We start from the raw sequence: 22,139 nt of genomic DNA, 5'->3' as shown, positions 1-22,139 counted from the left end.
GCCCTGGACACGGAGGCCGTGGGCCTCCCCGTCGGCCCGCCCGTGGACCTCTCCGTCGTCATACCGGCCTTCAACGAGGAGCTGCGGCTCGGCCCCACCCTGGACGCGGTCACCCACTATCTGCGCGCCAACGGGGGCCGCTGGGGCACCTGGGAGGTCGTCGTCGCCGACGACGGATCCACCGACGGCACCGGCGCGCTGGTCACCGCCCGCCAGGACCCCCGGATCCAGCTGGTCACCAGCCCCCGCAACCGCGGCAAGGGCAACGCCCTGCGCCTGGGGGTCGCCGCCACCCGCGGCCGCCGGGTGCTGGTCACGGACGCCGACCTGGCGGCCCCGATAGAGGAGCTGGAGAAGCTCGACAAGGCGCTCACCGAGGGCGACGCGGCGGCGATCGGCTCGCGTTTCGCGCCCGGCGCCACGATCGAGGGCCGTCAGCACCGCATACGTGAACTCCTCGGTCGCGCGGGCAACTTACTCATACGCCGGATCGCCGTGCCCGGCATACGCGACACCCAGTGCGGCTTCAAGCTCTTCGACGGCGACCGGGTCCGCGAGGCCTTCGCCGCCTCCCGGCTCAACGGCTGGGGCATCGACGTCGAGGTCCTGCGCCACTTCCACCGCGCCGACTGGCGGATCGCCGAGGTCCCGGTCCACTGGTCCCACCAGCCCGGCTCCAAGGTCCGCACCCTCGACTACGCCCGGGTCCTGACCGAACTGGCCCGGCTGCGCGCCCGCTCGCTGCGCCCGGCGGACCTGTTCGTCACCCTCGTCTTCCTGCTGATGTCGGCGGCCCTGTACTCGGGCCGTCTCTTCGACCCGAACCACCGCTATCTCCCCGACTCCCTCCAGGACCAGAACCAGTGGGAGTGGTTCTTCGCGGTCACCGCCCACAACCTCGCCCACCTGGACAACCCGTTCTTCTCCGACCTGCAGGGCTTCCCCGACGGCGTGAACCTCATGGCCAACACGGTCATGCTGGGCCTGACCGTCCCCTTCGCTCCCCTCACCCTGCTGGCCGGCCCGGCGGTCTCCCTCAGCGTCTGCATGGCCCTGGGCCTCGCCGCGACCGCCGGCGCCTGGTACTGGCTGATCGTGAAGCGGGTCGTACGGCACCGCCCCGCGGCCTTCGTCGGCGCCTGTCTGGCCGCCTTCGCGCCGCCCATGGTCAGCCACGCCAACGCGCACCCCAACTTCGTGATCCTGTTCATGATCCCGCTGATCGTCGACCGCGCCCTGCGCCTGTGCGAGGGCACCCGGGTCGTGCGGGACGGCGTGGTGCTGGGCCTGATGGCGACGTACCAGATCTTCCTCGGCGAGGAACCGCTCCTGCTGTCGACGCTCGGCATGCTGCTCTTCGCGGCCGCCTACGCACTCGCCCGCCCCGACGTGGCCCGGACCGCCTGGCGGCCGCTGCTGAAGGGACTCGCGGTCGCCGCCGGGGTCTGCCTCCCCCTGGTCGCCTACGCGCTGACCTGGCAGTTCGCCGGCCCGCAGAGCTACAAGAGCGTGCTGCACGGCGACAACGCCGGCAACAGCCCCCTGTCCCTGCTGTCCTTCGCGGAGCGCTCGCTGGTCGCGGGCGACGAGCTGCGGGCCAACTCCCTGTCCCTGAACCCGACCGAGCAGAACGCCTTCTACGGCTGGCCGCTGGTCCTCGTCGCGTTCGCGATCGTCGTACGACTCTGGGAGCGGGCCCTGGTCAGGGTGCTGGCGTTCACCGCGGTGGGCGCGGCGCTCCTCTCCCTCGGCCCGAAGATCCGCGTCCCGATGACGGACGACGTCTACCCCGGCCCCTGGGCGCTGCTCGCCAAGATGCCCCTGTTCGAGTCGGTGATCGAGGGCCGGGTCGCGATGATCTGCGCGCCCGTGCTCGGCATGCTGCTCGCCCTGGCGCTGGAACGGCTGGCCGCGACGAGGAAGCTCGGCACGCAGTACATCGGCCTGCTCGGGATCAGTCTCGCCCTGATCCCGCTGATCCCGGCCCCGCTCAAGGCGGTCGAGCGCCCGCAGACGCCGGCCTTCTTCACCGACGGGGCGTGGAAGGCGTACGTGGGCCGCGGCGAGTCCCTGGTGACCGTGCCGCTGCCCGACTCCGGGTACGCCGAGCAGCTGCACTGGCAGGTCGAGGCGGGGCTCGGCTTCAAGCTGCCCGGCGGCTACTTCAACGGCCCCTACGGCCGGGACCGCATCGGCATCTACACCGCCTCCCCCCGCTACACCTCCAACATGCTCCGTGACGTCCGCTACAGCGGGAAGATCCCCACGATCGGCAAGAACTGGCGGGCGCAGGCCCAGCGCGACTTCGCCTTCTGGAAGGCGGGAGCGCTGGTGGTGGCCCCGCAGCCCAACGACGGCGCCCTGCGCACGGCCGTCACCGAACTGGTGGGCCATGGCGGGAAGTGGGTGGACGGCGTGTGGGTATGGGACCTGCACAAGGGGAGCTGACCCGAGCCGACCTCTCCGAACGGGGTACTCCCCGAGCCGCACCGACTACCCTGCCATGACTGACCACCTCGCTAGGGAGCCCTCTTTGGCCTGTGACCTGTGGCTGGTACCGCTCGTCGACGTGTTGTGCCACACCCCCGACAATCCCTTCGCCGACGAACTCGCGCAGTACAACAACGTGCTCGCCGCGGCCGGACTCCCCCCGGTGCCGGTGTACCAGTACATGCCGGGCCTGTCCGGCGAGGTCGCCCCGGTGGCCGGCTTCGACTACGACGCCCTGCACTTCCTGCGCCGCGTCTATCTGCTGCAGGTCTGCGGGCTGCCGATGACGCCCGTCGACGAACTGGGCGGCGACTACGAGCAGTTGCTGGAGATGTTCGAGTCGACGGCCCAGCAGTCGCACCTGGTCTGGCACTACGACCACGCCGGCGCCTACGTCCCCGTCGACTTCCCCCACCCCCTCTCCAACGACGACCTGCTGGCCGGCGGCGGCCCCCTGGGCTCCTCCCAGGCCCTGCTGCGCGAGCTGGAGTACGTCGCCCCCGCCATCGGCATCGACCCGGCCAACCCCCCTGCGGCACCGGAACCGCCGCGCGCCCCCACGGAGTTGGAGGAGCCCGCCGTCCCGGCGCCGTACGACCCCAGCCCCTTCGCCCGGGAGCGCCACGTGTGGCTCGGCCTGCACGCGGCGGCGACGCGAAGTCTTGCGCAGGGGTCGATGATCGTCTTCAGCTGAGGACCAGCCGAGACTCAGCCGAGCTGCGCCAGGCCCCGCTTCAGGTCCTCGGCGTTCATGACGGGGGTGTAGCTGATCTCGGCGTCCATGTCGAGGAAGAACGGCTCGGCGATCGACGGCATCTGCGCGCTGTCCTGCATGTCGAAGACCAGGAACATGGTGCGCTTGCCGTTGTCGGTGGTGAAGTAGGCCGCCTCGGGCTTGATGTGTTCGATGGACTCCTGGACCAGCTTGGTCATGGTGCCGTTGCGGATGGCCTCGTTGGTCTTCTCGGTGTTCATGGCGGCCTTGAGCAGTACGCGCATCGCACTCACCTTCTTCTGATCGACGCACAGCTGCACGAGTCCACGGTATGCCTGATATATGCGGTTCGCCCTGTCATGGGGGGGGCGCTACTCCCGGGGGAGCAGGGCCGCTGCATCCACGGGTGCGACGCGCCCGGCCGACCGGCGCGCGCAGGCTGGGACGAGGGACCACCGACGAGAGGAGACGGCGATGATCCTGGTGACCGGTGCGACGGGCCACGTCGGCGGCGAGCTGGTACGACACCTGACCGGCGCCGGCCACCCCGTGCGGGCGATGACCCGCCACCCGTCCGGGGCCCGGCTGCCGTCCGGGGTGGAGGCGGTGTACGGCGACGCGGACGACCCGGCGAGCCTCCCGGCGGCGTTCGCGGGCGCCTCCGGGGCCTTCCTGATGTCGGCGCAGGGAGTCGGCACGACCCCGCCGGGCCCGACCCACGACCTCGCCCTCGCTCAGGCGGCGGCGCGGGCCGGGGTCCGGCGCGTGGTGAAACTGTCGGTCCTGGACGGCGGCACGGGCAGGGACGTGATCGCCCGCTGGCACGCGGCGGCCGAGGCCGCCGTGACGTCCCACGAGTGGACGTGGACCTTGCTCCGCCCCGGCCGCTTCATGTCCAACGCGCTGCAGTGGGCAGGCCCCGTGCGTTCCGGCGCCCCGGTCCCCCTCCCCTTCGCCGACCGCCCGGCGGCGAGCATCGACCCGGCGGACGTGGCGGAGATCGCGGCCCGAGCCCTGACGACCGACTCCACGGAACACGCGGGCACGACCTACGAACTGAGCGGACCCGAATCCCTCACACCGCTCGACGAACTGACGATCCTGGGCGAGACCCTGGGCCGCGACCTGCACGCCGTCCGCGTCCCCCCGGAGACGGCCCGAGCGGGCATGCGACGCCACGGCTTCCCACCCGAGGTCACCGACGCGATCATGCACCGCACCCTGAAGACCGACCGCGGCGCGGAGGTCCTACCGACGGTCGAGAAGATCCTGGGCCGCCCGCCACGGACGTTCCGGCAGTGGGCGAGGGCGCATGCGCGGATGTTCGAGGGTCACCCCTCCTGAGCCACGAACTCCAGGAACAGCTCCAGGACCGCTTCCAGGGACACGGGATCGCACGACGCCCGGAACACCTCCCCGTCGGACCAGGCGACCAGCCACCGCCCGCCGTCGTCCCGGCGACGCCTGGGCATCGTCCGGCCCTCCGCCGTCCTCTCCACGAGATCCACCTCAAGGCTCCACCCGGGATTGTCGAGGCTCACGATCCGCACCCCGAACTCATGCTCCCAGTCCCCGTCACACTGCGCCCGGTACCACCGCATGAGCGCACGGAGCGGATCGTCTCCCGACGCACTGCCCGAACGTACAACCACGGCCCCTCCCACCTGCATTGGCAGGTGACCGAGGCAGGCGATGCAGCCGCGCAGCGCGGAGCGAAGGGTACGTCCGCGCTGTCGACACGAAGCCTGCCGCGGCACCCGAAGCCTTTACTCCCACCGAAAACACCAAGCCCGCCGGAACGGAATTCGGCGGGGCTTGGGATGCGGCTTCCGGGTATCAAGCATCGCGGCTCACCACGAAGCCTCCCCCGTTAGAACGATCGTAACCGCATCCGGCTCATCGCTGCCGTCACCGTAGACCTCGACCTGATTCTCGATATTCGGAACAGGAATCAACAACCTCAAGGATTCATTCGGATCCGAAATCTCAATGGCCGCCTGGGGCAGTGTCAGCCTTCCCGAGTACACGAGGACCTTACCGTCCGGCTGACATGGCCCCTGCACGCACTCCACCGAAAAGGGACCGCTGGCAGCCTGCTGGACAGCGATGAACAACGAGTCCGGGCCACCGTGAACCACGTCGTTTCCGGCGTCCCAGCCCTCGTGACCGTCCACTCCCGGTGCGGCAACAATGACCAAACCGTGGGCAAATCGAGTCATACCCGAGGCGAACAGCATCAATGCACCTATCCGTTCGGGTTGCCCACCGGGAGGCGACGCTACTCCTTAAGCAGCGTGCTCACGTGGAGTCACACCACCTTTGCCTTTGCCACTCCGAGAGACATACTCTCTGCAGGTAGCAAGACGGGTCCGCAGAACTGGACTCAAAGGTTTTACGACTAGACATTACACGCAGCACATGAGCAGACCGGGTATAAAGGATAGGCCCACAGGACAGCCGCCGAAGAGGCCTGCCGAAGGTCTCCAGCAGGCCTTCGCGTCAGAGCGTCAGCTCATCAAAGAACGGACGCCAGGGCCCCATTCCGTGGAATCCGCGGAGGGCTGTCTCGACGACAGCCGGGGAGAACGACTTCTGAAGTCTCATCTTCTCCGCCCGCTCCGAAGTGAGCGAATCCCCTATGTTTCCATGGATGTCCTGGATGCGATATTCGCCCGGCGGTTCGACCCAAACCTTATATTCAGGTATCGGGATATCACCGGACACCTCGCGATGCCCCAAGATTCTCCAGACCCCGTCCTTGATTCGTAGATCCATCGTCTCCATCAGGAAGATCGGATCGTCGAAAGCGAACGAATTCACATCGCACACCTCGTCGGCGTCCAGAAGCCCCGAGAACACCGCCAGCAAGACATTTCCGTGTAGCTTCTCGACGACCTGCGCCAAGGCGTTCTTTTCGTCAGTCACCGAGATGGCCACGACGTCGCCTTTCGCATATCTCCCTTGACCCACACACTCCTCGCCGGAGATCAGATCGGTTCGCAGGTAGACGACACCTGCGTGTCAAGCGGCTTTGTCGTGCGGGGTGAGGCTGATGGTCAGGTCGGCGCCGAGAGCCTGAGCCAGGCGGCGCAGGAGGGGAAGTGTGGGCACGGTCCCGCCGCCTTCGAAGCGGGAGATCTGCGGCTGTTTCATCCCGCACCGCTCGGCCAGCTCGGCCTGGGACAGCCCGAGCTCGATGCGCCGGTCGTGGACGAGTTGCCCGAGCTCACGGGCGAGCACGGAAGGCGGGTCCTGCATGGTTCCTCCCCACCTCAGGCCGCTGGGGCGACGATGGTGACGGTGGGCTCGTCTCCGCCGGCGAGGTGCACGTCCACCGTGAGGTCCAATGCGCGGGCCAGGCGCATGATGACCGCGATGGGCGGCAGCTCGGTGGCCGTCTCGATGCCTTCGATGTCATCGACGTCGACGTGCATGCGCTCGGCGAGGTCGGCCTCGCTCAGGCCCAGCTGCTTACGCCGGTCGTAGACGGCCTTGCCCAACGTCATGGCGAGGCCGGCCTCTTCGTAGACCCGGTCGTACTCGGGGTCAGCGTCCAGGTGTTCGCCCAGCAGCCGGCGGTGGCGACGAGTCCTCCATTCGCTGTGGTTCATCGGTTCTCCTTGAGGTTGCGGCTGTAAAGTTCGTGCTCGGCGGCGGCTTCATGCTCCGCCTCGCACAATCGCTGTGCGGCGTGGGCGCGGTCCACTTCGGCCTGCTCGCGCATCTTGGTCTTGCGGAACACGGTGAGCAGCACGACACGTCGGCCGGGCGCCAGCCAGTAGGTGATCCGCTGATGGGCATCGCCCAGGCGGAAGCGCAGCTCGCGGAGCTTGCCGCCCAAGTGGCGGGAGTGCGGTTCGTCGAGCGTGGTGGGCTGCTCGGCGAGCAGGTCGGCGACGCGTTCGGCCTGCTTGTAGTGATGGGCGGGAATGTTCTCCAGCCACAGCCGCACCTCCGGCTCGATCTCGATCGAGTACCGCCCGCTTTCCATAGCGCCGATGATATATGGCACGGGGTGCGAGAGCGGGACTTCGTAGTTCAGGTCGTATGCCGTCGCCGCGATCGCAGCCGCTCCAGCGTCGCACACCCCGTACTCCCCCCTTCGTTCTGACGCCACGGCGCCGCCCGCGAACCAGCGGCAACCTGCCGAGGCGGCGCAGGGTCGACTTCTTTCGGCAGGATCGGGCCGCGGCCGTTTGCCCGGGGCCCACCCGGACTCACCGAGTGCCGCCAGCACACCCTGGCTGAGCGTGTCGAATCTGATGGCGTCCATGAGTAATCCAGGCCTGGCCCCCCTCAGTCCCGTCCCCCCAGTCGCCGCCGCACCCGTCGGACCCTGGGGTCGTCGGTGATCGTGTCGAGGAGGCGGCGGCCTGTGGTCGCCTTGTAGGCCGGGCCCTCCAGGCGGAGGAGGGTGCCGTTGCGGACGACCGCGTACGCGATGGGGGTGTCTGTTTTGGGGAGGGTCACCGGGTGGCGGCCGGAGCGGAGTTTGAGGCGGGGCGGGAGGCGTAGTTCGGCCGTTGTTCCGTCGGGGGCGGGGGCCAGTTCGGCGGTCACCGTCAGGGTGGCGACGGTGAGCTTGACGGGCGCCGGGGAGGCCGATGCCGTCGCCGCGATGTACGGCAGGGGGAGCGAGTGCGTGCCGCGCGCGGCGTTCGTGGCGGCGGCGTCGGCCGTGTCGGGGCCGAGCTTGCGCAGGCGGGGGCCGACGTCGAGGGTGAGCTGGCCCCTGCCCGCCGTCCAGTACGGGAGGGCGAGCCGCCCACCGGTCAGCGCCGGACTCGCGGCCGGGGCGTTCTCGATGCCGTCGCTGGTCATGCGGACCATGCGGTCGATGCCCAGCACGTGGACGAACGCCCACACCTCGTGCGGCCCGCGCTCCAGCGGCCGGCCGCCTGCCAGCCGCTCCGGGTCGAGGCGCAGACTTCCGGACGCGACGAGCCGGGAGCGTCCCTCGCCCAGCGGTTCCAGCGCCACCGAGAGGTCGCCTTCCGGGTACCACCAGTCCTCCCGGTCACGGTCCTTGACGACCAGTTCGGCGTAGGCGAGACGGAAGGGGTCGCGGACCTCCCAGCCGTCCTCCGCCCCCGGCACGCCGTCCAGCAGCCGAGGGTCCAGGTACCACGTGCCGTCCCGGTCGACGAGGGTCAGCGGCTCACCGTCCCCGCGCACCAGGCTCAGTCTGACGTCGGCCACCAGGCAGCCGTCTTCCCAACGGGGTTCGCCCAGTTCCCCGCGGGCCTGCACCGCGCGGACGTGCTCCGCGAACGCCACCGCGCCGTCGAAGTCGCCGCGTTCGAGGAGGTCGGCGCGCACGCGGGACACCCCGGGCAGGCCCTCCCGGACGGCCGGCGGGACCTCCTCCAGGGCGAGTTGGCGGGCCGTCTCGAAACGGGGGCGCTGATGGGCGGGGTCCTCGCGCAGGATCTCGGGCTCACGGGCACGGGAGAGGATCTCCACGTGGTAAAGGCGGTGCAGGAGACGGTTCTGGAGGGCGTCGATGTCGTCGGAAGGCGTTGTGCCGTCCTTGATCTGACGGACGATGGTGCGCAGGTTGGGCCAGAACCCGTGCTGCGGATCGAAGCGGTGCTGGGTGTTGTTGCCGCCGTCCTCCCGCTTCAGCCAGTAGTAGCAGGGGTAGTCGGCGAGGATCGAGACCCGTTGCGCCTTGAGGTACGCGGCGCTGACGAAGAGCAGGTCCTCCATGATCCACGGACCTTCCGGAAACCGCAGACCGTGCTCCTCGATGAAAGCCCGCCGGAACATCTTGTGCGGCGACATGCTCTGCATCAGCTCGTCGTTCTCGATCGTGCAGGCGTCCACCGTGTGCCGGAACACCCGGCGGGGCCGCACCATCGTGCTGGACATCTTGCCGAGCACCACGTCGGCGTCGTTCCGCTTCGCGTGCTCGTACAGTCGCTCCAGCGCCTCGTGCCCGAGCTGGTCGTCGTGGTCGACGAACTGGACGTATTCGCCCTTGGCGTGGCGCATGCCGAGGTTGCGTGGCGCGCCCGGCCAGCCGGAGTTCGGCTGGGTGTGCACCTGGACGTTGGGGTGCTCGGCCGCGATCCTCTCCAACCGGGCCAGCGTGTCGTCCGTCGACCCGTCGTCGACGTAGATCACCTCGTACTCGTCGGCGGGCAGGCTCTGCTCCAGCAGTGACGGCGCACACTCGTCGACGTACTTCCCGGTGTTGTAGACGGGAACGATGACGCTGACCTTGACTCTCGGCATTCCACGTATTTTACCCGCCGTCAAGGACTCGTTTTCCAGTGGTGGCGGTCAAGCGGGCACAGAGAATTCACGAAATAACTCGCCCGATTCTGGTGACAACCCGTAGGTGAAAGGCCTGCGCCAGGGCATTTGGGGTCAAGGAAATCGGTTGTGCAACCCATGAACATATCACGGCCATCGTCCGTAGGTCATGTAAAGGTTTGGCGAAGTACCGGTTGGTCGCCCCGTTCCAGCAGGTGGACTGCGCTCCATTTCGTCCCTGTTTGACACGTGAGCGCCGCTTGCCGTTCGGTCTCACCCTAAAGGTAAACTTGATCACAGTCTGTGTAATTGCCCTCCACAATCAGTTTCTGGGCAACCCTTGACGACCTTTATTTGGCTCGTATTTAGTCTCCTCTTACGTCATTCATGGGGCGGCCTTACCTAAGCCCGCCGAGGGGACCAACGAGGGGTGAGTGTGCGTACGCGTACACATATGGCCGGGGGGTTGGCCGCAGCGGTCGGCCTGTTCCTGGCCGCTACGGGGGTTGTGACCCTGACGTCGCCACAAGCGGTGGCGGCCACGTGCACGGCAGGGACCACAAGCGACTTCAACGGCGACGGGGTCGGCGACACGGTGGTCGGGGACCCGGGGGCCACGGTGAACGGGGCCAAGAAGGCCGGCCTCGTGCGCGTGGTGCTCGGCGGGGGCAAGGGAGTGTCCGAGATATCCCAGGCCACGACGGGGATGCCGGCGGCACCGGAGACGGGTGACGGTTTCGGAACCGCCGTCGCCTCCTACGACGCCGACGGCGACGGCTGCAGCGACCTGGTGGTGGGAACGCCGTATGAGGATGTCCTCAAGGACGGCAAGAACCTCGTCGACGCCGGAGCGATCTATGTCATCCACGGAACGCCCACCGGCATCGGGGCGGGCTCTCGGATCGAGGGGTATTCGCAGGCAGGCTTCAACCCCACTTCGGGGACCGAGGCGTACGACTGGTTCGGCTACTCGCTGAAGGCGGGCACGACGGCGAGTGGCACGCCCTACCTGGTCATCGGCGTCCCCGGTGAGGGCGTGACCGTGAGCGGTAAGACATACGCCCACGCCGGCTGCGTGGAGTACGCCCAAGGCACCACGAAGCTCGCAGTCAGCCAGGACTCCGCAGGGGTGCCCGGGGTTCCCGAGGAGGACGACCGGTTCGGCTACTCGCTCGCCGGGACCAACCGGTACTTCGCCGTCGGTACTCCGGGCGAGGCCATCGGGGACCAGCATTTCGCGGGTGGGGTCGCCGTGTTCAGTCACACCCTCGCGAACGGCATGCCCACCCCGCTCCTGGGGCTCGACCAGGACAGCTCCGGAATCCCCGGGGTAGCGGAGTCCGGCGACGGCTTCGGCACCTCGATCTCGATGACCGGTTACCGGCCGAGCGACCAGACATACAACTCCGACGTCCTGCTCGCCATCGGGATGCCGGGCGAGGACGTCGGGACCCTGGCTGACGCGGGTGGGGTCGCGGTCGTACGGATACAGCCGTCCGGCGCCTACTCCCTGGTCACCGCGATGGACGGCAGCACCGCGGACCTGGAGGGCGACGCCGTCGCCGGTGACTTCATGGGGCAGCGCGTGGCGATCGCCAACACCGACGCCAGTGTCGTGACGACCTCGGCCAATGTGCGTCTCGCGGTCGGTGAGCCCGGCAAGGACACGGCGACGGTCAAGGACGCGGGCGCCGTGCACATCTTCCGGCCGCTCGACGCGGCCATCGGCGCGGCCGACAAGGAACTCACCCGGGGATCGGGCTTGCCCGGCACGGCCACGACCCGCGACTACACGGGCCTGGCGCTCGTGGCCGGCGGAACCAACCTCTACGTGGGCATCCCGTACAGCAAGGAATCGGCCACCAACAAGGGCGTCCTCTACGTCCGGCCGTGGACGGATGTCGACGGCACGACCAACACCGGCACCACCACCTACCAGCCCGGCGCCAACGGTCTGCCCGACGCCGGCTCCACCTTCGGAGTGATCGGATGAACGGCGAGCCGGGGAGAAGAAGACACAGCGCCGTGCAGAGCCGTATGAGACCGGGCCGTAGGGGAACCGGGCGCCGGCCCCTCGCCGCTGCCGCCGCCGTCGCGGCGCTGCTGTCGACCGGGCTGAGCGTCGTCCCCGCGCCGGCCGCCGAGCAGGCGAAGGCGGAGAAGGCCACGTCCGGTGGCAGCGGCGCCGCGCTCTCGCCGAACGACGCCCGGGCCAAGGCCAGGAAGTCCGGCAGGTCCGTCGAGATCCAGAGCCTGCGCGACGAGCGCAGCACCACCGTCGCCAACCCCGACGGCACCTTCACCACCAGCGAGTACGTCCTGCCCGTCCGCACCCGTGTCGACGGGAAGTGGACGGACATCGACACCACGCTGGTCCGGCGGAAGAACGGCACGCTGGCTCCGAAGGCGGCGCTGGCCGCCATGTCGTTCTCGGGCGGTGGGGACACGACCTTCGCCGAGATCGAGAAGGACGGGCGCTCGCTCTCGCTCGACTGGCCGGACAAGTTGCCGAGGCCCGAGGTCGACGGCTCCACCGCCACCTACGCGAACGTCCTCGACGGCGTCGACCTCAAGGTCACCGCGAGCGCCGACGGCTTCTCGCACGTGCTGGTCGTCAAGAACGCGAAGGCCGCCGCCGACCCCGAGCTGGCCAAGCTCCAACTCCCGCTCGAGACCTCCTCGGTGAAGCTGAAGGAGACCGGAGACGGCGGGCTGACCGCCACCGACACCGGATCCGGCGGCACCGTCTTCGAGGCGCCCCAGCCGGTGATGTGGGACTCCAGCCACGCGAAGAAGGACAACGCGAAGACGGACGACGCGAACCCGGCCGAAGAGAGCACCCAGACGCCGCCCGAGGGAGCCCAGGTCGCCGACGTCGGCGTGGACCTCGGCCCGGGCAGGATGACCCTGAGCCCCGACGCGGGCCTGCTCAACGACAAGGACACCGTCTACCCGGTCTACATCGACCCGGTGGTCAAGACCGCCAACCGCAGTTCCTGGACCATGGTGTCCTCGCACTACTCGACCGCCGAGTTCTGGAAGTTCGACGACGACGAGGGCGTGGGCCGCTGCCCGTCCGACGTGTCGTACCGCTGCTCCAGCTCCGACGACGTCAAGCGGCAGTTCTTCGCGATCCCCACGGGGAGCTTCGAGGGCAAGGACATCGTCAGCGCGGAGTTCGCGGTGACCCAGGTCTTCACCTACAGCTCCGCGGCGCGCGAGGTACAGCTGGCCCGGGTCAACAGCACCGGCGCGAGCGCGATCAGCTCCGGCACGAACTGGTCCAACCAGCCCTCCTCCAAGGAGACCATCGCCACCAAGTCCCCTACAGAGACAGCTGGTTCGTGCACCTCCACCAACCAGAACGTGCGCTTCGGCGTGACGGGCACCATCCAGAAGGCCGCCGACAACGGCTGGGACACCACCACCTTCCGCCTCAAGGCGGGCAGTGAGTCCGACACGTCGTACTGGAAGCGGTTCTGCGGCAACGCGCACCTCGAAGTGACGTACAACCGCCCTCCGTTGGAGCCCGTCCAGGACGACCTGCAGATGAAGCCGGGCGGCACCTGCGAGTACGGCAGCGCCACCGAGCACTACGTCACCGACGCCCCGCGCGTCTCCGCCGTGATCCGGGACTACGACCACGGTGACACCGGCTCCAACAGCGAGACGCTGCAGGCCCAGTTCAAGGTCTGGTGGACCTCCGGCGGCACCACGGTCACGCACTACGCGACGGCCGCCAAGAAGAACACGGTGGACTCCAGTTGGAGCGACCAGACCGGCGTGGCCACGTTCTTCTACACCATCGGCAGCGATGTCGCCGGTGACGGCGAGCCGGGCTTCAGCATCCCGCAGAACACCACCATCGCCTGGGCCGTCCGCGGCTTCGACCAGCAGTCGTACGGCGCCTGGTCCACCGACGGGAACCAGACCCGCTGCGAGTTCATCTACGACACCAGCAAGCCCAAGTCGGCCACCATCACCTCGGCCCAGTACCCGGACGACGAGGCCTGGCACACGGGTGTCGGCGACTACGGCGACTTCACCATGGACTCGCCGTCGGCCGACGTCACGAAGTACACGTACTACTTCACCGGCCCGCAGGCCGACAACGGCAAGAAGACGGTGGCCGCCGAGTCCACCGGCGGCCCGGCGACCATCCGCTGGATGCCGCCGAGCGAAGGCACCTACACCCTGCACGTGACCGCGGTGGACGGGGCCGGCAACGCGCAGAAGACGCCGACCGTGCATGTCTTCCTGGTCAGCGACGGCCGGGCCCCCAAGGCCGCCTGGACCCTCGGTGACGCCAAGGGCTCGACCAAGGCGGCCGGCGCGAGCGGCACGCCCGCCGCGACCGCCGGTTCCGGGGTGGCGTTCGGCGTCGAGGGGCCCCTCGGCTCCACCGACACCGCGGCCTCCTTCGACGGCACCGACAACGCCTACCTCGACTCGGGCACGGCCAACGTCGACACCGGCAGGACCTTCTCGGTGAGCGCCTGGGTGATGCTGCCGACGCTGCCCACCCAGAGCATGACCGTCGTCAGCCAGGACGGCACCGCCCAGCCCGGCTTCGAGCTCGGCTACGACGTCGACTCCGCCTCCTGGACCTTCCGCATCCCGGTCAGCGACATGGAGTCGCTGGGCACCTGGAAGGTCTCCGGCGCGGCGGCCGTCGCCGGCAGCTGGACCCACCTGATCGGGGTGTACGACGCCGAGCTCGGCAAGATGATGCTGTACGTCAACGGCGTGCTCGTCGCCGACGACGTCCAGGCCCGGCACACGGTGTGGAACGCGACCGGTGCCGTGCAGATCGGCCGCCGGCTCGACGTCGACGGCTACATCAACAACCTCAAGGGCAGCGTCGCCGACGTCAAGATCCACGACCGGGTCATCCCGCCCACCGAGGGCCAGGAACTCGGCGGCATCCAGCCGCACCAGCTGGCCTACTGGCAGCTCGACGGGGCGACGTCCGGCATCTCCCCGGAGACGGGCGGCGGCACCGGACTGACCCTCGGCGGCGGCGCCTCGATCTACGTACCGGACGAGTCCTGCGACCCCGAGGCCGACCCGGTCTGCACCACGCCGGCCGCGCCGCTGTGGGGCGACGGGCACCTCGCCCTCAACGGCACGGACGCCTACGCCACCCGCGCCGCCGCCGGACCGCTCACCGCCCAGGACAGCTTCACCCTGACGGCGCGCGCCCGGCTCGCCTCGGCGAACCCGACGACGGACGAGACGGTGCTGTCGCTCACCGGCGCCAACAACTCCGCGATCAAGGTCAAGTACCAGGCGTCCAGCGGTCGTTGGCAGCTGGTGGTGACCGGCGCCGACGCGGCCGCCCCGGTGACGACCACGCTCCTCGACGCCGCCGACCCGCCGAGTTCGGAGGGCGACGGCGACCACCTCGCGCTGGTCTACAACGCGGTCTTCGGTGACGTGTTGCTCTACGTCAACGGCACCGCCGTCGCCGACGCGGCCTGGGACAACACCTGGGACTTCAGCGCGACGAGCCTCCAGGTCGGCCGCACGCTGACCGGGAAGACGGCGAGCGAGTACTTCTCCGGCGCCGTCGACGAGGTGCGGATGTACCAGGGGCCGCTCGACGCCTCCCTGGTGGCCACCGTGGCGGTCCTGCCGGCCGGCTCCAGCATCGACGAGACCTCGGCGTAGTCCTTTCCCCACCCGGGCGGGCGGCCACTGTGCCGCCCGCCCTTCTCGGCATGCGTGCCACCCCCCACACCCCTACCTCTAGGAGAGTTGATGTCCTCGCCTCCCTGGTTCCGGTCGGTGCGACCGGCCTGGCGAAGCGGCCGCAGACGGGCCGCGGTGGTCCTCGGACTGGCGCTGTCCATCGGACTGCTCCCGCAGTACGCCCCCGCGGCCACCGCCTCCGACGGCGGTCTGACCCGGCCGAAGACCCAGACGAACCTCGACGACCCGGTGCGCGGCAGGACTGGCACCGCCAAGACGTTCAAGAAGACCGACCAGGCCAAGAAGGCCGCGGTGAAGAAGACCGCCAGGGCGCACTGGCCGAAGGCGGGCAGCGCGGAGGTCGACCTCACCGGCAGAACCGCCCGCGCCGCGGGGCTCCCGCTGACCGCGAAGGCGGCCGGTGGGGGGAAGGGCGCCGAGTCCGTACGGGTCGAGATGCTCGGCCGCAAGGCCGCGCAGGACGCCGGTGTCGACGGGGTTCTCTTCACCGTCGCCCGCACCGACGGCGCCACCACCAAGGGACCCGCCCAAGTCACTCTGGACTACTCCGACTTCGCCGACGCCTACGGCGGCGACTACGGCTCACGGCTGCGCCTCGCCACGTACCCGGCCTGTGTGCTGACGACGCCTCAGAAGAAGGCCTGCTCCACGCCGACGTATCTCAAGAGCACCAATGACCCGGCGAAGCGGACGCTGACGGGGACCGTGACCGCCGCCGCGGACACCTCCGGGCCCTCCAGCCAGCTCCTCGAGGCGGGTGCGAGCACCGCCTCGGCCACCGTCGTGGCGGCCACGTCGGGCAGCAGTGGTGACGGCGGCGACTACAAGGCGACCAGCCTGTCGCAGTCCTCGCAGTGGGGCGTCGACACCAGTTCCGGTGCCTTCACCTGGAACTACCCGCTGACCACACCGCCCGTGCCGGGCGGCCTCCAGCCGACCGTCGGGCTGAGCTACAACTCCCAGTCCATCGACGGGCAGACGGCGACGACGAACAACCAGGGTTCGTGGATCGGCCAGGGCTTCTCCTACGACCCGGGCTACATCGAGCGCAGCTACAAGGCGTGCGCCGACGACGGTCACGACGCCACCAACGGCGACGAGTGCTGGGCGTTCGACAACGCCACGCTGTCCCTGACCGGCGGCACCTCCGGTCAGCTGATCAAGGACGACACGACCGGCCAGTGGCGGGTCGGCTCCGACGACAACGCCAAGGTCGAGCACCTGACCGGCGCCACCAACGGCGACAACAACGGCGAGTACTGGAAGATCACCACCGCCGACGGCACCCAGTACTACTTCGGTCTCAACCGCCTCACCGGCTACGCGAGCGGCAACGAGGAGACCAACTCGACCTGGACCGAACCGGTCTACGGCGACGACTCCGGCGAGCCCTGCTACAACGCGACCTTCGCGAGCGCCTACTGCACGCAGGCCTGGCGCTGGAACCTCGACTACGTCGTGGATCCGCACGGCAACGCCATGTCGTACTTCTACGGCACGGAGACCAACTACTACACGCAGGGCCTGAAGACCACGGAGAACGGCAAGGCCTACGTCCGCGGGGGGTACCTCAAGCGCATCGACTACGGCCAGCGCGACGGCAAGGCGTACTCCACCAAGCCGGCCGCCCAGGTCGTCTTCACCACCGCCGAACGCTGCGTGGGCTCCCTGACCGACTGCTCCGCCGGCGCGCTCACCGACTCCACCGCCGCCGACTGGCCGGACGTCCCCTGGGACCAGAACTGCAAGGCCGACTCCAAGTGCCCGGGCCAGAACTCGCCCACCTTCTGGACCCGCAAGAAGCTCACGAAGGTCACCACGCAGATCCGCACCGGGGACGCGGCCTACACCCCGGTCGACGTGTGGAGCCTCACCCATGTCTTCACCGACAACGGGGACGGCTCCAAGTCGCTGTGGCTGAGCAAGATCGACCACACCGGCAAGGTCGGCACCGACGCCTCGCTCCCGTCCCTCGAGCTGTACGGCAAGCAACTGCCCAACCGCGTCGACGAGACCGGGGACAACCTCCAGCCCTTCTACCGCTTCCGGCTGTCCGCGGTGAAGAACGAGTCCGGCGGCGTGCTCAGCGTCAACTACGCCGACAACCAGTGCACGACGAGCAACGTCCCGGCGGAGGACTCGTCCAAGGTGCGCTGCTTCCCGGTGAAGTGGAACCCGCCGGGCGCCGCGAACCCCGTCGTCGACTGGTTCCACAAGTACGTCGTCGACTCGGTCGTCCAGACCGACCTCACCGGCGACAGCGCCGACCAGGTCACGTCGTACACCTACCTCGGTGACGCGGGCTGGCGGAAGACACCGGCCGACGGCATCACCAAGTCCGAGTACCGCACCTGGGGCGACTGGCGCGGCTACGGCAAGGTGCGGGTCGTCACCTCCGACGGCACCAACTCCGCCTCCAACACCAAGACGGAGCACACCTTCTTCCGCGGCCTCGACGGTGACGTGGACAAGAACGGCACGACCCGCTCGGCGACGGTGAAGGACTCCAACGGCGTCTCCTACGACGACTCCGACTGGAAGGCCGGCCAGGAGCTGGAGACGGTCACCTACAACGGTGACGCGATCACCGAGAAGTCGGTGACCGTGCCGTGGACGAAGGTGACGGCGACCCAGACGCAGGACTGGGGCACCCGCAGGGCCCGCTATGTGTCGACGGGTTCCACGGACACCTACACGGCCCTCGCGGTCGGCGGCTGGCGCCACACCAGGTCGACCACCACCTACGACGACTCGACCGGCCGCGCGACGACCGTCGACGACGACGGCGAGGTCGGCGTCGCGAACAACCAGTGCACCCGCACCGAGTACGCGGACAGCGCGAGCGCGCACATCTACTCGCTGGTCTCGCGCGTGGAGAAGGTCGGCGTCGACTGCGCGTCGACCCCCGACCGTTCCAAGGACGTCATCTCCGACGACCTGACGTACTACGACGGTTCGACCACGCTGGGCGCCGCGCCCACCAAGGGCGACGTCACCATGACCAAGCGGCTGTCCTCGCACAACGGCACGACGGCGACGTACCGGACGACCGCCGTGACCACGTACGACGACTACGGCCGTCCGCTGGTGGCGAAGGACGCGCAGACCGCGTCGTCCTCGACGGCGTACACCTCCTCCACCATCTACAGCGACACCTACGGCCTGGCGACGAAGTCCACCGTCACCAACCGGCTCGGCTGGACGACCTCCACGGAGTACGCGCCCGCCTGGGGTGTGCCGACCGCCAAGGTCGACATGAACGGCAAGCGCACCGACCTCGCCTACGACGGCCTCGGCCGCCTGGTCTCGGTCTGGCTGCCGGACCGCCCCAAGGCGTCGAGCTTCACGCCGTCGCTCAAGTACGAGTACCTGATCCGCGCCGACGCCGGCCCGACCGCCGTGCACACGCAGAAGATCCAGGCCGACGGGACGACGTACGGCAGCGAATGGTCGCTCTACGACGGCTGGCTGAGGCCCCGTCAGGAGCAGACGCAGGGCGCCGACGGCGGCCGTATGGTCGCCGACACGCTGTACGACGGCTCCGGCCGGGTGCGGCAGGTCAACGACACCTACTACGCCGCGGGCGCCCCGTCCTCGACCCTCTTCGAGCCGGTGAACGCCGACCTCGACGCGCAGACGGTCACCGAGTACGACGGCGCGGGCCGCACCACGGCCTCCGTCTTCAAGGTCCAGGGCACGGAGAAGTACCGCACGAGCTACGGCTACGGCGGCGACCGCGTCACGACCACCCCGCCCCAGGGCGGCACGAAGACGACCACGGTGACCGACGCCCGGGACCGTACGACGACGCGGATCGAGTACCCGAGCGACGGTTCCGCCGTCACCACGTCCTACGGCTACGACCCGGCCGGCCGGCTGACGGCCGTGACGGACGACAAGGGCAGCAAGTGGTCGTACACCTATGACCAGTTGGGCAACAAGAAGACGGCCGTCGACCCCGACACCGGATCGTCGTCGTACACCTACGACGAACTCGACCGTCAGACGTCCGTCACCGTCAACGGCGACAAGACCTCGACCGTCTACGACGAGCTGGGCCGCGCCGTCTCCACCTGGCAGGGCGAGGCGAACACCGGCACCAGGCTCTCCGTCACCAAGTACGACACCGTCGCCAAGGGCGAGCTGTACGGCGTCTACACCTACAAGGACGGCGCGGTCTACTCGTCGGTGACCTACCCGGTCCTCGACGAGACCAACGACTTCAAGCCGACCTCGACGAAGTACTACCTGTCCAAGACGGCCGAGCCGCAGCTGGGCGGCACGTATGAGTTCACCACCCAGTACAACCGGGACGGCTCGGTCCAGGGCGAGGGACTGCCGGCGGCGGGCGACCTGTCCGCCGAGGCGCTGACGTACACCTACGACGCCCTGCAGCGTCCCGTCGGTCTGGGCACCTCCCTCGGCGGCCTGAGCTACGTCACCGACGCGTCGTACTCACCGACGTCGAACCTGGAGCAGCTGGAGCTGTACACGGGTGAGTCGTCGGCGAAGAAGACGTGGCTCACCAGCACCTACGAGGCGGGCACCGACCGGCTGACCAACTCGCGGGTGGACGTGGAGGGCGCGTCGAGCGTCGCCTACGACGCCGACTACACCTACGACGCCAACGGCAACGTCCTGTCCATCGCGGACACGCCGACCGGCGGGACCTCGGACGTGCAGTGCTTCTCCTACGACGGACTGCAGCGGCTGAAGCAGACCTGGACGTCCTCGGTGACGCCGAACGGCGCCAAGGGCACGGGCGGCACGGACGCGGCCTGCGCCGCGGGTGTCTCGTCCTCGACGGTCGGGGGCGTGTCCCCGTTCTGGACGGAGTACGGCTACGACTCGATCGGCAACCGCACCAGCGAGGTGCGGCACGGGCTGAACGGGGCGGGGACGTCGACGCGTTCGTACAAGTACGGCGAGACGGGCTCCGGCCCGAACGGCGCGGCGTCCGGCGCCCACACGGTCTCGTCGGTCACCCGGACGACCACGGCGACGAGCACCACCCCGCAGGTCACCTCCCGGGACACGTACACCTACGACGTCTCCGGCGACACCAAGACCCGTGTCCTGGACGGCGACACCCAGTCGCTGGACTGGGACAAGCAGGGCGAGCTGACCACGGTCACGAACGCCGACGGGACCGTGACGTCGTACAAGTACGACGCGGGCGGTGAGCGGCTCATCCAGGACACCCCGGCCGAGAAGACGTTCTACCTGCCGGGCATGGAGCTGCACTACGACAAGTCCACGGCCAAGGTGACGGCGACCCGGTACTACTCCTTCGCCGGCATGACGGTCGCGATGCGGGAGGCGGACGGCGTCCACTTCCTCGCCTCCGACCACCAGGGCACGGCTCAACTGGCGGTCGACGCGAAGACGGGTGCGACGAACCGGCGCCGCACGGACCCGTTCGGCAACGCCCGCGACTCGTCCTCCTCCGCCTCCACCGGCTGGGTCAACGACAAGGGCTTCGTCGGCGGCACCATCCAGAAGACCACGGGCCTGACGACACTCGGCGCCCGTGAGTACGACGCGGACACGGGCCGCTTCATCTCGGCGGACCCGATCGTCGACTACGACGACCCGCAGCAGATCAACGGTTACGCGTACGCCAACAACAGCCCTGTCTCACTGAGCGATCCGACGGGCACGGAGAGCTGCTACCCGAACTACAGCTGCACCCGGGACACCATCAAGACGATCAACGAGGGCGGCACCGGCCACGACAGCAAGTCCGGCAACGGCGGCGGAGGGGACAGCCAGGGCAACAGCGGCTACTCCCCGGCCAAGGCCAAGGCGGACGAGGCCCGCGCGAAGGAGGACGCCGCCAAGAAGCGCGCGATCGCCATCGCCAAGGAACTCGGCAAGATCATCGCCGACGAACTGGGCATCACCGACGCCCTGGACTGCTTCACCACGGGCAGCCTGGGCTCCTGCGGGGCGACGGCCGCGAACATCGTCACGTCCCTCATCGGCGGCGGCCCGGTCGGCAAGCTCGTCTCCAAGTACTGGTACCGCGTCGACAAGGCCTACGCCCTCGGCAAACGCATCGTCGGCCTCGGCAAGAAGCTGTGGGACACCTTCAAGGACTGGCGCAAGAGCGAGAAGGCGGCGAAGGCGGCCGAGGATGCTGCCAAGGCCTGCAAGGTACCCAATAGCTTCATGCCTGGCACCAGTGTGTTGATGGCCGACGGTTCGACGAAACGAATTGAGGACATCCACATCGGTGACGAGGTTCTCGCCGCCGACCCGGACAGCGGTAAGACAAAGGCCGAGACAGTGACGGCCAAGATCAAGGGCACCGGCCTCAAGCACCTCGTCAAGGTCACCGTCGACATTGACGGAAAGAAGGGCTCCAAGACGGCGTCGGTCACCGCGACCGACGGCCATCCCTTCTGGGTTCCAGAACTGCACGAGTGGCTTCGGGCCACCGACCTGAAGCCGAACGAATGGCTGAGTACTGGATCGGGGACGCATGTCCGGATCGCTGCGGTCAAGCGGTGGACGGTACTGACGGCAGCGGTTTACAACCTCACGGTCCGTGATCTCCACACATATTACGTGGTGGCGGGCGACACCTCATTGCTCGTGCACAACCAGGCTCTCGGACCCGATCAGATGTACCTGTGGCGTGCCGTGTTGAACCCGGAGCTTGCGGACATCAAGGCAGGGCGCTCTTTCAGGAGTACAAACGGTGTGAAGTACTTCTCCTACACCGAGGAGGGGGCAGCGGAGTACGCCCGTCGCGCATACGCTGTTCGGGGGGAGAAGGACGGTCCCTATACCATGGTCCGCACAGTGATCAACAAGGCTGACATCCCCGCCGGTGCGAACATGCCGCACACTGCGGATGTCGTCGACGGCGGAGTTGCACTGACGGACGACGTGCTCCCCAAGCTGGGAAGGGCCCGCTTCATGCCATCGATGAGCACCTCACTGGGGTGCCCGTGAGATA

General features: G+C 68.7%; 14 protein-coding genes. 6 read left to right on the top strand and 8 right to left on the bottom strand.

Annotated features, from left to right (window positions below):
* Nucleotides 1-3 precede the first annotated feature (3 nt).
* Nucleotides 4-2,448: a dolichyl-phosphate beta-glucosyltransferase gene (locus tag MKW14_RS24530; RefSeq protein ID WP_276621680.1), complete on the top strand. Its 2,445-nt coding sequence runs from the start codon at nt 4-6 to the stop codon at nt 2,446-2,448.
* Nucleotides 2,449-2,533: 85 nt separating this feature from the next.
* Nucleotides 2,534-3,184 carry a putative DNA-mimic protein gene (locus MKW14_RS24525; protein WP_240865358.1) on the top strand — a complete coding sequence of 217 codons (651 nt, stop codon included), beginning with the start codon at nt 2,534-2,536 and terminating at the stop codon, nt 3,182-3,184.
* 14 nt (nt 3,185-3,198) lie between these two features.
* Here the strand turns inward: MKW14_RS24525 and MKW14_RS24520 are convergent, their stop codons facing one another.
* Nucleotides 3,199-3,489 carry a DUF3303 family protein gene (locus tag MKW14_RS24520; protein WP_240865357.1) on the bottom strand — a complete coding sequence of 97 codons (291 nt, stop codon included), beginning with the start codon at nt 3,487-3,489 and terminating at the stop codon, nt 3,199-3,201.
* Nucleotides 3,490-3,679: 190 nt separating this feature from the next.
* Here MKW14_RS24520 and MKW14_RS24515 point away from each other — a divergent pair, with 190 nt between their 5' ends.
* A complete protein-coding gene (locus MKW14_RS24515; RefSeq protein ID WP_240865356.1) occupies nt 3,680-4,549 on the top strand; it encodes an NAD(P)H-binding protein in 870 nt (289 codons plus the stop codon).
* Here the strand turns inward: MKW14_RS24515 and MKW14_RS24510 are convergent.
* The 7 genes from MKW14_RS24510 to MKW14_RS24480 form a co-directional block, all read right to left on the bottom strand.
* Complete coding sequence (locus MKW14_RS24510) at nt 4,537-4,806, bottom strand: Imm53 family immunity protein (RefSeq protein ID WP_240865355.1); 270 nt, start codon at nt 4,804-4,806, stop codon at nt 4,537-4,539. The genes MKW14_RS24515 and MKW14_RS24510 overlap by 13 nt on opposite strands.
* Before the next feature lie 249 nt (nt 4,807-5,055).
* Entirely contained in the window at nt 5,056-5,442 is a 387-nt protein-coding gene (locus MKW14_RS24505) for a hypothetical protein (protein WP_240865354.1), read from the bottom strand.
* A 262-nt stretch (nt 5,443-5,704) separates the two neighbouring features.
* Complete coding sequence (locus MKW14_RS24500) at nt 5,705-6,142, bottom strand: hypothetical protein (protein WP_240865353.1); 438 nt, start codon at nt 6,140-6,142, stop codon at nt 5,705-5,707.
* An 84-nt stretch (nt 6,143-6,226) separates the two neighbouring features.
* Nucleotides 6,227-6,463 carry a helix-turn-helix domain-containing protein gene (locus tag MKW14_RS24495; protein ID WP_107099441.1) on the bottom strand — a complete coding sequence of 79 codons (237 nt, stop codon included), beginning with the start codon at nt 6,461-6,463 and terminating at the stop codon, nt 6,227-6,229.
* A gap of 14 nt (nt 6,464-6,477) precedes the next feature.
* Nucleotides 6,478-6,816, bottom strand: a complete 339-nt coding sequence (locus MKW14_RS24490; protein ID WP_232649539.1) for a helix-turn-helix domain-containing protein — start codon at nt 6,814-6,816, stop codon at nt 6,478-6,480.
* Nucleotides 6,813-7,196, bottom strand: coding sequence for a type II toxin-antitoxin system RelE/ParE family toxin (locus tag MKW14_RS24485; protein WP_240865425.1), 384 nt, complete (start codon nt 7,194-7,196; stop codon nt 6,813-6,815). The genes MKW14_RS24490 and MKW14_RS24485 overlap by 4 nt, the downstream gene beginning before the upstream one ends.
* A gap of 305 nt (nt 7,197-7,501) precedes the next feature.
* Nucleotides 7,502-9,442 carry a glycosyltransferase family 2 protein gene (locus MKW14_RS24480; protein WP_240865352.1) on the bottom strand — a complete coding sequence of 647 codons (1,941 nt, stop codon included), beginning with the start codon at nt 9,440-9,442 and terminating at the stop codon, nt 7,502-7,504.
* A 487-nt stretch (nt 9,443-9,929) separates the two neighbouring features.
* Here MKW14_RS24480 and MKW14_RS24475 point away from each other — a divergent pair, with 487 nt between their 5' ends.
* The 3 genes from MKW14_RS24475 to MKW14_RS24465 all read left to right on the top strand — a co-directional run bounded on the left by MKW14_RS24475 (nt 9,930) and on the right by MKW14_RS24465 (nt 22,135).
* Nucleotides 9,930-11,456 carry an FG-GAP and VCBS repeat-containing protein gene (locus tag MKW14_RS24475; protein WP_240865351.1) on the top strand — a complete coding sequence of 509 codons (1,527 nt, stop codon included), beginning with the start codon at nt 9,930-9,932 and terminating at the stop codon, nt 11,454-11,456.
* Between the two features lie 32 nt (nt 11,457-11,488).
* Nucleotides 11,489-15,133 carry a LamG-like jellyroll fold domain-containing protein gene (locus MKW14_RS24470; RefSeq protein ID WP_240865350.1) on the top strand — a complete coding sequence of 1,215 codons (3,645 nt, stop codon included), beginning with the start codon at nt 11,489-11,491 and terminating at the stop codon, nt 15,131-15,133.
* 90 nt (nt 15,134-15,223) lie between these two features.
* Entirely contained in the window at nt 15,224-22,135 is a 6,912-nt protein-coding gene (locus MKW14_RS24465) for an RHS repeat-associated core domain-containing protein (RefSeq protein WP_240865349.1), read from the top strand.
* The last annotated feature ends 4 nt before the right edge of the window (nt 22,136-22,139 follow it).

Origin of the sequence: Streptomyces gilvus (genome assembly GCF_022513565.1) — a bacterium.
GTDB lineage: Bacteria > Actinomycetota > Actinomycetes > Streptomycetales > Streptomycetaceae > Streptomyces > Streptomyces gilvus.
This window is presented reverse-complemented; position numbering and strand designations above follow the sequence as displayed.

Excerpts from the sequence above, each read along its gene's own strand:
- MKW14_RS24520 (WP_240865357.1), bottom strand. The coding sequence starts at position 3,489 with ATGCGCGTACTGCTCAAGGCCGCCATGAACACCGAGAAGACCAACGAG.
- MKW14_RS24515 (WP_240865356.1), top strand. The coding sequence starts at position 3,680 with ATGATCCTGGTGACCGGTGCGACGGGCCACGTCGGCGGCGAGCTGGTA.
- MKW14_RS24510 (WP_240865355.1), bottom strand. The coding sequence starts at position 4,806 with ATGCGGTGGTACCGGGCGCAGTGTGACGGGGACTGGGAGCATGAGTTC.
- MKW14_RS24505 (WP_240865354.1), bottom strand. The coding sequence starts at position 5,442 with ATGCTGTTCGCCTCGGGTATGACTCGATTTGCCCACGGTTTGGTCATT.
- MKW14_RS24495 (WP_107099441.1), bottom strand. The coding sequence starts at position 6,463 with ATGCAGGACCCGCCTTCCGTGCTCGCCCGTGAGCTCGGGCAACTCGTC.
- MKW14_RS24490 (WP_232649539.1), bottom strand. The coding sequence starts at position 6,816 with ATGAACCACAGCGAATGGAGGACTCGTCGCCACCGCCGGCTGCTGGGC.
- MKW14_RS24485 (WP_240865425.1), bottom strand. The coding sequence starts at position 7,196 with ATGGAAAGCGGGCGGTACTCGATCGAGATCGAGCCGGAGGTGCGGCTG.
- MKW14_RS24480 (WP_240865352.1), bottom strand. The coding sequence starts at position 9,442 with ATGCCGAGAGTCAAGGTCAGCGTCATCGTTCCCGTCTACAACACCGGG.
- MKW14_RS24465 (WP_240865349.1), top strand. The coding sequence starts at position 15,224 with ATGTCCTCGCCTCCCTGGTTCCGGTCGGTGCGACCGGCCTGGCGAAGC.